Annotated in this window: 13 protein-coding genes; 6 read left to right on the top strand and 7 right to left on the bottom strand. The window is 64.0% G+C overall.

What is annotated here, in order from left to right; translation table 11 throughout:
* Positions 1–22 precede the first annotated feature (22 nt).
* The 6 genes from P0D73_RS37245 (at position 23) to P0D73_RS37220 (ending at position 6,957) form a co-directional block, all read left to right on the top strand.
* Positions 23–1,381 carry an amidohydrolase family protein gene (locus P0D73_RS37245; protein WP_408318994.1) on the top strand — a complete coding sequence of 453 codons (1,359 nt, stop codon included), beginning with the start codon at positions 23–25 and terminating at the stop codon, positions 1,379–1,381.
* Complete coding sequence (locus P0D73_RS37240) at positions 1,378–2,574, top strand: ABC transporter ATP-binding protein (protein ID WP_408318996.1); 1,197 nt, start codon at positions 1,378–1,380, stop codon at positions 2,572–2,574. The genes P0D73_RS37245 and P0D73_RS37240 overlap by 4 nt, the downstream gene beginning before the upstream one ends.
* A gap of 86 nt (positions 2,575–2,660) precedes the next feature.
* Positions 2,661–3,719, top strand: a complete 1,059-nt coding sequence (locus P0D73_RS37235) for an ABC transporter substrate-binding protein (protein WP_408318998.1) — start codon at positions 2,661–2,663, stop codon at positions 3,717–3,719.
* Positions 3,720–3,722: 3 nt separating this feature from the next.
* Entirely contained in the window at positions 3,723–4,577 is an 855-nt protein-coding gene (locus P0D73_RS37230) for an ABC transporter permease (protein WP_408319000.1), read from the top strand.
* Complete coding sequence (locus P0D73_RS37225) at positions 4,570–5,418, top strand: ABC transporter permease (protein WP_408319002.1); 849 nt, start codon at positions 4,570–4,572, stop codon at positions 5,416–5,418. The genes P0D73_RS37230 and P0D73_RS37225 overlap by 8 nt, the downstream gene beginning before the upstream one ends.
* Positions 5,419–5,457: 39 nt before the next feature.
* The gene (locus P0D73_RS37220; protein ID WP_408319004.1) at positions 5,458–6,957 is read left to right on the top strand and encodes an amidohydrolase family protein; all 1,500 of its coding nucleotides are present in this window, start codon (positions 5,458–5,460) and stop codon (positions 6,955–6,957) included.
* Positions 6,958–6,987: 30 nt separating this feature from the next.
* Here P0D73_RS37220 and P0D73_RS37215 read toward each other — a convergent pair whose 3' ends face one another.
* The 7 genes from P0D73_RS37215 to P0D73_RS37185 all read right to left on the bottom strand — a co-directional run bounded on the left by P0D73_RS37215 (position 6,988) and on the right by P0D73_RS37185 (position 13,977).
* Entirely contained in the window at positions 6,988–7,227 is a 240-nt protein-coding gene (locus P0D73_RS37215; RefSeq protein ID WP_408435137.1) for a hypothetical protein, read from the bottom strand.
* 304 nt (positions 7,228–7,531) lie between these two features.
* Complete coding sequence (locus tag P0D73_RS37210) at positions 7,532–9,028, bottom strand: amidase (protein WP_408319007.1); 1,497 nt, start codon at positions 9,026–9,028, stop codon at positions 7,532–7,534.
* Positions 9,029–9,171: 143 nt separating this feature from the next.
* Complete coding sequence (locus tag P0D73_RS37205; RefSeq protein WP_408319010.1) at positions 9,172–9,840, bottom strand: GntR family transcriptional regulator; 669 nt, start codon at positions 9,838–9,840, stop codon at positions 9,172–9,174.
* 76 nt (positions 9,841–9,916) lie between these two features.
* Positions 9,917–11,245, bottom strand: a complete 1,329-nt coding sequence (locus P0D73_RS37200; RefSeq protein WP_408319012.1) for an amidase — start codon at positions 11,243–11,245, stop codon at positions 9,917–9,919.
* Positions 11,246–11,348: 103 nt separating this feature from the next.
* Positions 11,349–12,326: an ABC transporter substrate-binding protein gene (locus P0D73_RS37195; protein WP_408319014.1), complete on the bottom strand. Its 978-nt coding sequence runs from the start codon at positions 12,324–12,326 to the stop codon at positions 11,349–11,351.
* A complete protein-coding gene (locus P0D73_RS37190) occupies positions 12,308–13,126 on the bottom strand; it encodes an ABC transporter permease (protein WP_408319016.1) in 819 nt (272 codons plus the stop codon). The genes P0D73_RS37195 and P0D73_RS37190 overlap by 19 nt, the downstream gene beginning before the upstream one ends.
* Complete coding sequence (locus P0D73_RS37185) at positions 13,123–13,977, bottom strand: ABC transporter ATP-binding protein (RefSeq protein WP_408435135.1); 855 nt, start codon at positions 13,975–13,977, stop codon at positions 13,123–13,125. The genes P0D73_RS37190 and P0D73_RS37185 overlap by 4 nt, the downstream gene beginning before the upstream one ends.
* Between the last annotated feature and the right edge of the window lie 284 nt (positions 13,978–14,261).

The raw sequence follows: 14,261 nt of genomic DNA, 5'->3' as shown, positions 1-14,261 counted from the left end.
ACTGAACCGGACCACCTGACTGATGACTGCCCCCCCTATCGAGCTTGACCTTGACCTGTTGCTGCTAGGCGCCACCGTCGTGACGATGGACCCGGCTCAACCACTGCTGGACGACGCGGCCATCGGCATACGCGGCAACCGTCTCACCTTCGTCGGCCGCGCACAGGATCTGCCGGTGGGCACACGCGTGCAGACGACGCGCCGGCTTGACGGACGCGTCATCGTGCCGGGCTATGTAAACGTGCATACCCACGCCATTCTGACGATGGTGCGCGGCGTCGCCGAAGATCTGGGCTTCGCGCCGGCCTACACGCCCGGAATTCCGCACGGCCATGACGTGCGCCCGGACGAAGCCATCGCGCTGGCGCGTCTCGGCGCACTCGAAGCGATGCTGTTCGGCTCCACGCTGATCAACGACACCTACGTCCATGCCGACCTGACGATGGACGCCATGGCCGATCTCGGCCTGCGTGTGTACTCATGCGGCCGCCTGCACGACGTCGATTTTTCCGGCGTCGCGGACGGGCGCTGGGAGTACCACGCCGCGACCGGCGAGCGCACGCTCAACGACGCGCTGGCGCTCGCTGACCGCTGGCATCGCAAGCACAACGGGCGCACCGGCGTCCAACTCGCCGTTCATGCGCCCGACACCTGCTCCGACGATTTTCTGCGTCTGATTGCCGACGCAGCACGCACGCATGATCTGGGCGTGACGACTCATCTCGCGCAAAGCCGTACCGAAGTTAGCGTGGTGAAGCAGCGTTCGGGCAAGAGCCCCGCGCAGTTGCTTGACGAGGTCGGACTACTCAACGAAAGGCTCGTGGCGGCGCACTGTCTGTATCTGGACGATGATGACATCGCCCGTGTCGGACGGGCTGGCATCACGGTGGCGCACATCCCCAAGGGCAACGCGACGGGTGGCACGATGGCGCCCACGCCGCGTTTGCGCAACGCCGGCGCACGCATTGCATTGGGCACCGACAACATGCACGCCGATATGACCGAGGTTATGCGCTGGGCGCTGGCGATTGCGCGCATCCAGTTGGGCGAAGTCGCTGCGGACTGGCAGCCCGCTGACGCGCTCGCCATGGCGACGCGCAACGGCGCGCAGGCCATGGGCCTCGGCGACGAACTCGGTTGCCTCAAGACGGGCTGGCTCGCAGACCTCGCCGTGTTCGATTTCCGGCGCGCGCATCTGACGCCGCATCCCAATCCATTGGGCACGCTCGTGCACACCGGCCTTGGGCGCGATGTCGAAATGGTCATCGTGGACGGAGAGATTGTGGTGGACGGCGGCGCCCCCACCCGCTGCGACGTCGACGCGGTCATCGCCGCTGGAAAGCACGCCGCCACGCAACTATGGAAAAGGGCTCGCGCATGAGCACCCCGCATAGTATCGATTCGCAGTCGACGCACGACACAGCGGGCGCCGGGAACGTCGCCCCGGCAGTGTCGCAAGCACGCGCCACGCAAACCGGTGCCGCCGTGCGGATGCGCGACATCCGGCATCGTTTCGGCGCCGTGCCGGTGATTGAAGAAGTCTCGCTCGATATTGCCGCAGGGGAGCTGGTTGCGTTGCTGGGCCCATCGGGCTGCGGCAAAAGTACCCTACTACGCATTCTCGCCGGTCTGCAGGTGCAGTCCGAGGGCGAAGTGCATATTGGCGGGCAATGCGTGGACGGCCTGGCGCCTCGCCAACGCGGCGTGGGCATCGTCTTCCAGAACTACGCGCTGTTTCCACACATGACGGTCGCCGCCAACGTCGCCTACGGTCTGGAAGCCAACGGCGTCGCGCGTCGTAATGCCGCTCGCAAGGCGCTGCAGATGCTCGAAATGGTGCGCATGGAAGCATTCGCGAAGCGCTATCCGCGCGAGTTGTCGGGCGGTCAGCAACAACGCGTGGCACTGGCCCGCACGCTCGCCGTCGAGCCGCGCATCCTGCTGCTCGACGAGCCTTTCGCTGCGCTCGACAAAAACCTGCGGCTCGATATGCAGATCGAAATCCGCCGTCTGCAGCGCGAACTGAGCATCACGACCGTGATGGTAACGCACGACCAGGAAGAGGCGATGAGCATGGCCGACCGGGTCGCGGTGCTCAATCACGGGCGGCTCGAACAATACGACTCGGCGGTCGCGATCTACGATCAGCCCGCAACCCCCTTCGTCGCCACCTTCGTCGGCACGGCGAATCTGCTGCCGGTCACCTTGCGCGTACACGGCAACCAGTGCCTGGCAAACTTCGACGGCGGCGCCGAGGTGGCCGTTGCCCAGCCCGGCCCGTGGCGCGACGCCGGCGCGGCGCTGCTCGCGGTTCGCCCCGAGCAGTGGGCGTGGCAGTTGCCGCGGCCCGGCGCCGGCGCGCGTCAGCTGCTGGCTACCGTGCAACTGGCGATGCCGATCGGTCCCACGCTGGTGGTCGATCTGCAGACCGATGCCGGACAGACCGTGAAGATTTCCGTGCCGCGCGCCGAAGGTGCCGACTTGCGCCCGGGCTTGCGCGTCGCGCTCGATTTCAAGCCGGGTGCGCGAGTACGCACGTTCAAGGCGGCGCAACACAGTACCGCAGGTGTCTAGCACGCGGTCCAGATCGCTCTGGCCCAACCTGCCGCCCGCTTCGTTATCGCCAGTTCATTCTGTTTAACTATCCATCCAGAGGTCCTATGTCGCTGATCGATCACCAACGTCGCAAGCTCCTGCACCTGATGGGGGCGGCCGGGGCCTTCGGCCTGTCGCTCGGCAGCCCGCTTGCCATGGCCGCAGCTGAATCCGTCGCCGCTACGACGTTTCCGGGCGCCTGGGAAGAGTCACAACGCAAGATCCTCTTGCCTGCGTTCCGCAAGGCCACCAACATGAGCGCGGTGCTCACCGCCTCGCAGGCAGTCGACACGCTGACCAAGCTGGTGGCCGCGCGTAACAACCCGCCGTTCGACGTAGTCATGATGGACGAAGGGCCTTACCTGCAGGGCATCGCGCAAGGCGTGTTCGAACCCATTCCGGCAGCCCGCGTGCCGAACCTCGCGAATCTGCCTGCGCACTTCGTGGATCCGAAGGGTCTGGGCGCTTACGTCTCCGCGCAGGTCTATGGCATTGCTTACAACACTGAGCGCGTGAAGACCACGCCGAAATCCTGGAACGATCTGCTCAAACCGGAATTCAAGGGCCGCGTCGGCCTGGTGAGTCTCGACTCCACCCTGGGCACGGTATGGATGGTGGCGCTCGCCAAAATGCTGGGCGGCGACGAAGATCACATGGAACCGGCGTTCGACTACATCAAGCGTCTGATGCCGAACGTCGCCGCGGTTGCCGCCAATCCGGGCGCACTCGGCACACTGTTCCAGCAAGGTCAGGTGGATATTGCCTGCCATTACATCAACAACGTGGAATCGCTCAAGGCAAAAGGCGTACCGGTGGCGCTCGCGCGCCCCGAGAGCAACTGGGGCATGGTGCGCAGCACGATGAATATCGTGAAGAACACCCGGGCGGCGGATCTCGCCGCCGCGTATATCAACACCGCGTTGAGCGTCGAAGTGCAGCAGCAGATGACGAGCGCGCCCTACTACGTGGCACCGACCAACACGAAGGTGCCGTTCGGTGCGGCGCTCGCCGCTGTCGCTCGTAACGCCAATGACTTGACGTCGTTCGTGCAGGTCGACTGGGCACGTATCAATCCGCGCCGGGCGGAATACATTGACCGCTTCAACCGTCTGGTCAAGGTCTGACGCATGACGAACGCGAACCACCGGATTCCCCACGACTGGCTGCTCGTACTGCCGCTGGGCCTGTTCTTCATCGCGTTTGTGGGCGTGCCGCTCTTGCTGGTCACGCTGATCAGCCTGCACAACGACACGAACATGACGCATGTCGGCATTCGCCAATACCTGGTGTTCTTTGGCGACAGCTATAACCGCGGCATCCTCTGGCAAACGCTCTGGCTAGGCGTGGCGACCACACTGGTGACGATCGTGCTCGGCTATCCGGTTGCGCATCTGTACGTGGTGAGCCCGCCGCGCTGGCGGCGTGTGCTGATCGTGCTGATCCTGCTGCCGCTTCTGACCAGTTCGGTGGTGCGCACGTTTGCGTGGGTCGTGATTCTCGGCAATGAAGGGCTGGTCAACGCGCTTCTGATAGCGCTCGGACACACGGGCCAGCCGGTCAAGCTCCTGTACACGCCGCTGGCGGTGATTCTCTCGCTTGCGCAGATCGAATTGCCATTGATGGTGTTGCCGCTCGCCACCACGCTCGCTTCACTCGATACGCGCTTGCCCGAGGCGTCGCATGCGCTGGGCGCCAGCAGCTGGCGCACGTGGTGGAAGATCACCGTGCCGCTTGCGATGCCGGGTTTGCTCAGCGGAACCTTGCTGGTGTTTACCGGCGCGGTCAGCGCGTTCGTGGTTCAAACCCTAGTGGGCGGCGGCCAGTTGATGTACATGCCGTTCTACATCTACGAACAGGCCATCCAGACTCAGAACTATCCGTTTGCCGCGACGCTTGCCGTGATTCTGCTGGTGAGCGTGCTGCTCGTGGTGACCCTGCTCAATTATTTCGGCCGCAAGACCAGAGGGTTTGTCCATGGCTAGATCCACGCTTGCCACACCGGCCATCATGCCGGCGCGTCGCACCCAACCGGGTCGCCTGTCTTTCAATGCGGTGATGGGCCTGATGGGCGGTATCGGTCTACTGATGCTGATCGGGCCCACGTTGATCGTGCTGGTGACGTCGCTCACGTCGGGCTACTCGCTGAAGTTTCCGCCGCCGGGGCTGTCATTGCGCTGGTATCAGGCGCTGATCTTCGATTCGCCGGAGATCATCGACGACCTGCTGTTGAGTCTGAAGCTCGCTGCCGCCGCGACCGCCTGCGCGACCGTGCTGGCGGTCGCCGCCGCGGTGACGCTCGCGCGCCGCCGCAGCTTCGCCGCGCGACTGCTCGATTCGTTTTTCATGGCGCCGCTGACCATTCCGTCGCTCGCGCTGGGATTGGGTATCCTGATCCTGTTCAACCTCGAAAGCGCGGGGCTCTCGTTCTACAGTCTGCTCGCCGGACATATCGTGCTGTGCGCACCGTACGTGCTGTACACAACCTCGGCCAGTTATGCACAGCTCGATCCTGCGCTGCTGGACAGTTCAACATGCCTCGGCGCGGGCGGCTGGTTCACCTTCCGCCGCGTGGTATTGCCGGCGCTGGTGCCGGGCATTGCGTCGGGGGCGTTCATTGCGTTTATGAATTCGTTCGATAACGTTGCGCTGTCGCTGTTCCTGTCCGATGCGCGTTCCGAAGTGTTGCCCATCCACCTGTGGCATATCATCGAGGACAGCCTCGACGTGCGGGCGGCCGCGGCCTCGGGCGTGCTGATTATCGCCACCTTGATTTCCATGCTGCTGATGGAACGGCTTGCCGGCTTGTCGCGGCAGTTTCGCTAGCCGCCACAGTCCACACCGTCCTTCGATGAGGCAAAAAACGTGCGCAAGATACTCTCCAATGTCAGGGCATTACACGGCACCGAACAGCGTTATGAGCCGAGGCGCGTCGACGTCGTGATCGAAGGCGAGCGCATCGCCGCCATCGTGCCAGGCGGCAGCGCGACCGACGGCGAATGCATAGCGCTCGACGACTGCCTGCTGGTGCCGGGGCTCATCAACGGCCATCAACATTCACACGAGCATTTTCACAAGGGACGGCTCGAAAACCTGCCGCTCGAGTTGTGGATGCACTACGTGCGCGCGCCTCGCCCCGTGAAGCTGACGCCGCGCCAGATCTATCTGCGAACCTTGATTGGCGCACTCGAATCGCTGCGCAGCGGCGCAACCACGCTCGTCGACGACGTGAGCCTCGGTCAGGCCATTGACCCCGCCGCCGTCGACGCTATCTTCCAGGCCTACGGGGACGCGGGAATCCGCGCGCTCGTCGGGTTCTCGATGATGGATCGCGCGATCGTCGATAACTTCCCGCAGGTCGACAGCATTTTCCCGCCCGCGCTGCTTGCGCAACTGCGTGCGCAGCCACGGCCCTCTCCCGATGCGTTCTTCGCGCTGCTCGAAAGCGAGTTGGCGGATCACCATCCCCAGCATGACCGGGTGAGCATACTCATCGCCCCTTCCGCACCGCAGCGCTGCACGCCAGAATTTCTCGCGCGTTGCCGCGAATTCGCCGACACGCATGACCTGCCAGTCATCACCCACGTTCAGGAAACCCGCTTGCAGGTGGTAACGGCGCAAGCCTTCTACGGCAAGTCCATGGTGATGCGCCTTGCCGAACTGGGATTTCTGCGGCCAGGCACGTCGCTGATCCACGCGGTCTGGTTGTCGGATGCGGAGATCGCGTGTCTGGCTCAATCGGGTGCGAGCGTGCAGCACAATCCATGGAGCAATCTGATGCTCGGCTCGGGCATTCAACCTGTGCGAGCGCTGCTCGATGCTGGCGTCAACGTGAGTCTCGGCTCCGACGGCTGCGCGTCGACGGTCACCGTCAATATGCTCAACGTACTCGGCAGCGCCGCAGCTGTGTCGAAGATCCGCGGCGACGATTATTCGCGCTGGTTGTCCGCAACTGAAGCGCTGCATGCAGGGACGATTGGCGGTGCGACGGCGCTCGGACTAGGCAGCGAGCTAGGTGCAATCGAGCCGGGATATAGAGCCGACCTGGTCGCTTACCGGACTGACGCGATCAGCTTCACGCCGTTAGCCGATCCGGTACGGCAACTGGTGTATGCCGAGCGCGGCGCCGCGATCGATAGTGTGTTTGTCGCGGGCGAAACAGTCATGCGGAACGGCCGACTCACGTGCGTCGATGAAGGCGCGCTGCTGCGGGAGATCAACGCCGCTTATCAGGCACTCGGCGCGGAGTTCGACCTCGCGGATGAATCCGTCGCGCCGCTGCGCGCGGAGATGGAGAAGGTCTACGCGCGCGCCCAGGCACTGCAGGCCAACTGGCAACCTCATCCAGCGAAGCTGCCCGGTTGACGGTGCGCTTGCGGTTGGCGGAGTGCCTGTTCATGGATCGCGGCGCGATTCTCGAGGCAGCCGATCCGCAAAAGGGATCCCACTTTCACCGCATAACTGCGCGCCCCATGTGACCGGCTCGTAGCGCGCACCCTTGCCGCTGCGCGTTGGGGGAAAATGCTCGCCTTCGACACACGTCGCTTGGAAGCCGGAGCCGCCGTCGCCTTCTTTCACCACCTCGTAGATCCCAGACGTCTGAACCTTCTCGCCGGGTTTGTGCTGTTCGGCCATGTCACGCTCCTTCGGTTGATCTGTCTTGCGACATGCAAGCACTGTTCCTGCCCCGCTATTAGCAGCGTAGGTCAGCGAAGCGCGCCGCGAATGCTCACGCGAGGCCCGCACCCCGAGTCGGCGTCGTTCCAAGCTATGAACACCACTATGATTCGAAAATGTCATTCGAGGCATGGAATTTCTGTAACAGCTTGAATGGCGGGTGTGGCCGAGGAGCCATCGACAGGCACGTGTCCTTGAATGGCCGCGATCTTGAAGCTGCCATTAAAGTCATGGCGGATCGAAGGGCCGATGTGGGTTTTGCCTAGCCTTCCGTCACCGTCAGCACGGGCGGATCGGTCACGATCGACTTGAGTTCGCTTACCGTATACGAGAGCGCGCGAAGATCGGGGAGCGGACGGTTCAGTACCGCGTCATTGCGCAGCGCGGTTTCAAGCGACTCGGCCATGTCAAGCAGCCGCGCGTCGCCGCGAAACGGACCGACGAGTTGCAGGCCGAATGGCATGCCCGCGTGATCGGTACCACAAGGTAGCGACAGGGCCGGGTTCGTGAGCAGCGTGACGACATAGGTGAGCGCGACCCAGCGGTAATAATTGTCGAGCGGGCGGCCATTGACCTCGGCGAGATGCCACTGGGACCAGGGAAACGGTGAGATCGACGAGGTAGGCGAGACTATCAGGTCGTAGTCGTCGAACTTCGCCTGGAAGCGACGGAAAATCTTCGTCTGCTCCGCATGCGCCCACACTGCGTCGCGAAGCGACATCGCCTGCGCCATTTCGTAGTTGGCGCGCGTGTTCGGGCCGAGCAGAGATGGGTCGCGCTCGTAGGTCTCCCTGAAACTGGCGAGGAAGTTCTGCGCGCGGATCACGTCGAAAGTGCGGTCGGCCTCGCCCATGTCGAGATCCACCGGCTCGCACAGCTTGACGTAGCCTGCGATCGCCGCCATCTTCGCGCGGAGGGTCGCGCGCGTCGCATTGTCGACAGCGCACACGCCGAAGTCTTCCGTATAGCCGATACGCAGTTCGCTGACGTCGAGCGGCGCGCCATGCCCGAACGCTGCCCCGGTGATGGGATACCCGAGCGGATCGGTGTGATGCAAGCCGGCCTGGGCGGCCAGTTGCAGCCGGGTGTCCGCGACGGTGCGCCCCATCGGACCACTCACGTCAATCGGCGTCCAACCGAGCACCTTGCGGTCGATCGGCACGAGTCCCGGCGAGGGCCGGAACCCGACCACGCCGCAAAGCGCCGCGGGAATACGCAGCGAGCCGCCCGTATCCGTGCCCGTGCAGAGCGGTAGCATGCTGGTGGCGAGCGCGGCGGCCGAGCCGCCCGAAGAGCCGCCAGCGTTCAACAACGGATTGAACGGATTGCCGGTAGCGCCCCAGACCACATTGCGCGTGTTGGCTCCCGCGCCCATCTCGGGTGTGTTGGTCTTGGCGGTCACGATAGCGCCCGCGGCGCGCAGGCGAGCCACGAAGGCGTTATCGCGCGCCGGCACGTTGGCGCGAAAAAGCGGCGAACCGTAGGTGGTTAAAAGGCCTGCCGTTTCCTCCAGATCCTTGACACCGAGCGGCAACCCGTGCAACGGGCCGAGCGGCTCGCCGCGCGCAACGGCCGACTCCGCGCGCCGCGCTTCCTCGCGCGCGCGCTCGAAGCAGGTCGCCGCCACGGCGTTGACGGCCGGGTTGATCGCCTCGATCTGAGCGATGCAGGCGTCGAGCAGTTCGACCGGGGAAAGCTCGCGGCGCCCGATGAGTTCACGGGCTGTCACCGCCGACAGGGAAACCAGCGAATTGTCCATATCTTGTGTGTTCCTGGAATAAGCGTTGGCTTGGCTGGGCGTCCCGTTCACGGCGACAGGAACGGCCTACGCGATGCGACCAACCGGTTGGCCCTACCTGCGCCCACAAGCGAGCGCACGCCAGGCGCCCCGCCTGGGTCGCTTCAGCCGTGGGCGACCTCCGTCGGCGCCCACTGGGCGACACAGGCGACGATCGCGTTGCGCGTGTTTTCGAGGTGTATCCGGCTCTGCTCGCGCACGGACAGCGCATCGCCCGCCCGGAAGGCGTCCAACAACTGCGCGTGCTCGCGGTTATTACTCTCCATGAGGTCTTGCTTGATGTGCATCGCCAGCGACACATAGGGACGAGCGACACCCGAGAGGTTTTCGACGATCTCGAACAGGCGTGTTTTCTCCTGACTCCCTATCAGGTGCCGGTGGAATTCCACGTTGAGCAAAGCCCATTTTTCGGACGACGGGGTCGCGCTCATGGTTGCGTGACACACAGTGGCCGCCGCGAGATCGGCGGGCGCGAGTTGCCGGCAGGCCCGCTCCGCGAGCATGGGCTCGAGCAGCATGCGCAGTTCATAAATCTCGCTCACGTCTTCCGCAGTGAGGCCGCGTATGACGACGCCCCGGTTCGGGTCGATCGACACCAACCCCTCGGCACGCAGATCGCGAAACGCCTCGCGCACGGGTGTCGTGCTGACTTCCAGGCGCTTGGCCACCTCTTCCTGTCTGAGTCGGGTATTCGGCGGATACACTCCCTTCAGGATCTCCGCCCTCAATGTTCCGAGGACGTATTCCTGGATGGTTCGATAGGGCCTGCTCAACGTATCCTCCTTTTGCCGCGTCGCCGTGTTAGTGCATGCCGCGCACTATAACCGACACTGGCGCGCTCGCGGCCCCTCAGGCGGATGCCACTTCGGGATACCCGGCCGATACGGACGAGGCTGGCCATTGCGCCTGCAGCTGGCTTTCGACCCAGGCCGCGATCTGCAGCGTGCGCAGATCCGCCCCGAACTCGCCGACCACCTGGAACGCAAGCGGCAAACCATTTGCGGTGCGGCCCGACGGCACAGTCACGGCTGGGCTGCCTGTAAGGCTCCATGGTGCGCAGAAGATCCCGTCGCCTGTGTCCGAGAGCCCTGCGGGCGCCTCGCCGGGCGCCGACAGGGTCACGAGCGCGTCGCATCCGGCGAGCAGCGGCTTCGATTCGCGACGCAACCGCGCCTGCAGCGCAATGGCAGCCTCGTACTCAGCGGCAGGCGTTGCCGCGCCCGCCGCGATCAGCGTATGCATGTGCTCACTGACGAGCTCAGGATGCCTGGCGGCGGTGGGGCCGATCGTGCGCTGCGCCTCGACGCACGCAATGACCTGCACCGCGTCGACCATAGCCTGCATATCCGCGCCGTATTCAAGCTCGACGAGCGTGGCGCCGGCGGCGCGCAGACGCTCGAGCGAGGTTTCGAAGTTCTCCTTCTGCGCCGGCTGCACCCGGTCCCAGAAGGGCGTGTGTAACACGCCCAGCTGGGCTGGAGGATTGGCTGGAAACCATGCAGCCCATGTATCGAGGCTCGCCAACACCTCCGGCCGGTGCTCGACGAAGAGTGCATGCGCGAGCGCCACACCCTCCACCGTCTGCGCGAAAAAGCCGACGTGATCGAGCGAGCCGGACAGCGGATGCACACCGTCGCGGGACACCTTGCCGAAACTGGGCTTGTAGCCGACGACTCCGCAATAAGCGGCCGGCCGGATGACCGAGCCGACGGTCTGCGTACCGAGTGCAAGCGGCACTATGCCGGCGGCCACGGCGGCCGCTGAGCCGCTCGACGACCCGCCCGGCGTGTGCAGTCGGTTCCACGGATTGACCGTGGGTCCTGGCTCACGCCAGGCGAACTCGGTCGTCACCGTCTTCCCGAAGATCACCCCGCCCGCCTGTCGGATGGACTCGACGATACGCGCGTCCGCCGAAGGCTGGTGTCCGCGATAGACCGGCGACCCGTAGGCGGTCGGCATGTCGCGTGTATCGATCAGATCCTTGATACCGACCGGCAGGCCGGCGAGCGGTCCGTTGACTGCGGCATCCACGTCATAGGTGTCGGCTCGCGATGTGAACGCGCGGAGCCAGGGCTCGAGCTCGTTAGCACGCGCCTTTGCGGCCGAGAGCCGCGCGCGGGCAGCTTGGGCGTCGCCGCGGCTGGCAAGGAGGGTATTCAGCAACGATTGTTTTTGCATTCTGGTGATAGCTTTACTGTTGATTGCGCGAATTGCGCGAGGAATCCGGATCGATTCGAGCGGGCGCCGGCTTTGCGCGAGCGCCCTCTCCCGTCCCCCGTGCCTATTTGCGCGCTGCTGCCGCCGCAAACGAATTGTCCACCGCGCCAGCATATGTCACGCTGCCCGGCTTGATGTTGCCGAGGGACTCCTGCAGGGCCAGCGCGTTACGGAACGCCGGCTCGGAAATCTCGGGCGTCGCTGCGTAGATCTCCTGATCGATCAGGCGCTGTACAGCGCTGTCGACCACCTTCGGGTCAAGCGTCGGAAACTCGGTCCGCGCAACAGCCTTCGCCGTATCGGGCGAGTGCTGGATCAGCGCCTCGGCCTCGCCGATCGATTTCACAAACGCAGCGACCATCTGCGGCTTGGCTTTGATCGTGGAAGCGAGCGTGTCCATGCTGGAGAACGCATAGCCGCCCGGATAGGCCCTGGGGAACCCGTAGACGATCCGGTAGCCCTGTGACAGCCCGGTATCGACCTGCGGCTCGTAAAGCGCCGCCGCTTCGTCGCGCCCCGCGCTGACCGGTGCGAGCTCCGTGCCGATCTGCACGGTGTCGAGCTTCACGTTAGCGAGCTTTCGCTCGCTGACGAGGCGCTGCAGAAGATAGGTACTTGTCGTCGGCGGCAGCGCAGTGGCCACGCTCTTGCCGGCGAGATCGGACACCTCCTTAACCGACGAGCCCGGCGGCGCGATGATCCAGACGGGCACGCCTGCAACCACGTTCGCCACATTGACGAGCGACGCGCCCTTGAGGTTGGCAAGCATCGCCGTCATCGGGTCCTGCAGCGAAAAGTCCGCGTGACCGCCGATCACCGCAGCCACTCCGGCTGCGCCGCCGCCGGCCGTCACTTTCTGCACCGTGAGACCGTTCTTTGCAAACAAACCTTTGTCGAGCGCTACGTAAAGCGGCAGATACTGAATCGACTGAAAAGCCTGATAGACGACTACCGGCTCGGCAGCAACCGCCATGCGGGCCCCGGAAGCGGCGAGCGCCGCCACAAGGCAAGTGCCCAGAAACTTCACCGTTTTCTTTTCCATGTAATCACCTTTGCTTCCGTAAATTGAACAATCCAGCTCAGAATCGATGCCATCAACGTGAGAACGATAATGCCCAGCCAAACAGTATTGAGGTCAAACAAAGAGCCAGCGACGAACACTTCGTGACCCACTCCCGCCTGCGAAGCGATGTATTCGCCCACTACCGCGCCGATCAGCGCGAAGCCGATGTTCACGCGCAGTGTCGAGAAGATCCACGGCAGTGCGCTAGGCACGATCAGTTTGCTGAAGATCATGCCCGGCTTCGCCTTGAACGAGCGGAACAGATTCAGCAGGTCCTGATCCACCTCGCGCGCCGCGGCGCACGCGGAAATCATCGCAACCGCGAACGTGGAGATGCCGGCCAGCCAGATCTTCGAGGCCATGTCCGAGCCGAACCAGATGACAATCAGCGGACCGAGCGCAATCTTCGGAATGCTGTTCAGAATGACCGACAGACCTTCGGCCACGCCTGAGACCCTCGGCACGAACCAGAGCAGCAGCCCGAGGCCGATACCGAGTCCGCTGCCGACCACGAGGCCCATCAGCGTTTCGAAAAGCGTCGCCAGCGTGTCTGGGACGAGTGTGCCCTGCGGCGAAAGGCCCAACACCGCAGCCCGGTAGATTCCCTCGGGCGAGCCGAAAAGGCGGCCGTTGACCCAGCCAAGCGTAACCGCCAATTGCCAGCCAGCCACAATCACGACGACGATCGCGACGACAATGCCGGTCGTGCCAAGCGTTTTGGAACGGCCGCTTGCTGCGCGCTTGCTCGTGACCGTTGGTGAGATCGCGACGTCGCTCATGCCGAGGCTCCCGCGTGCTGGATTGAGTACCCGCGCAATCCGTTCCAAATGCGCGAGTGGTAGGCACGGAACTCGGGCGCTTCGCGCGCCGATACCGCCGTACGGGGCCCCGAGGTGGAGAGTCGAACGTCGATGTTGTCTTCGATGCACGCCGGGCGTCCGCCAAGGAGAATGACGCGGTCGCTCATCGCGATTGCCTCCTCGATGTCGTGCGTCACGAGAATTACGCTGGTGCCGTTTTGCTTGCGCAATTCCATGACGTCGTCCTCCAGCGTCAGGCGGGTTTCGTAGTCGAGCGCCGAAAACGGCTCATCGAGGAGCACGAGCGTCGGATCGACGAGCAGCGTGCGGGTGAGCGCTACGCGCTGGCGCATGCCGCCCGAAAGCGCGTGCGGATGCGCGTCGGCGAAGGAATCGAGGCCGTAACGCGCCAGCATTTGTCTCGCGCGCTCGATGTCCTCGCGCCGAACCTTGCGGTAAAGCTCGATGCCCAGCACCGCGTTTTCCAGCACCGTGCGCCATGGCAGCAGCAAGTCCTTTTGCAGCATGTAGGCGATGCGCCCCTCGCCGCCATCGGCGCGTCGGCCGACTTCCACGCGCCCGGATTGCGGCGTGAGCAGCCCCGAAATGAGATTGAAGAGCGTGCTCTTGCCGGCCCCGCTGCGCCCGACGATCGACACGATTTCGCCACTACCGACGCTGAAATCCAGCCTATCGAAAATGGGCACGCTGTCACCGTCGGCGGTCTGGAACGCATGACTCAGCTCGCAAACCCGCAAGCGCTCACTGCGCTTGGCCGCAGGCGCTGAGACCTCCGCCCGGTGCGGCGAAGAAAAATTGGGTGAACTCATGGACAGACATCCTTGGAAGAAACGCAATTGCAAGCGTGATGCAGCAAGACCACCCTCCTTCCTGCCCTCGCCGCTGCGGTCCTCAAAGACCGGTGCGGCGCCGACACGGAAAACTGTGCATCAGGAATAATGCATAATGCACACTTCAAAAAAAGACGCCAACGAATCAAAAAAGCAGGACGCCTTGCCGGTCGCAAGTGCGCATTGACTCAAATTATTTGTTACCGAGTCGAGGGACGTTGCCTCATGTAATTTGCTCGACTGTCAGACGGCTGGCAGAAGCG

Origin of the sequence: Paraburkholderia sp. RL18-101-BIB-B (genome assembly GCF_046026985.1) — a bacterium.
Classification (GTDB): domain Bacteria; phylum Pseudomonadota; class Gammaproteobacteria; order Burkholderiales; family Burkholderiaceae; genus Paraburkholderia.
This window is presented reverse-complemented; position numbering and strand designations above follow the sequence as displayed.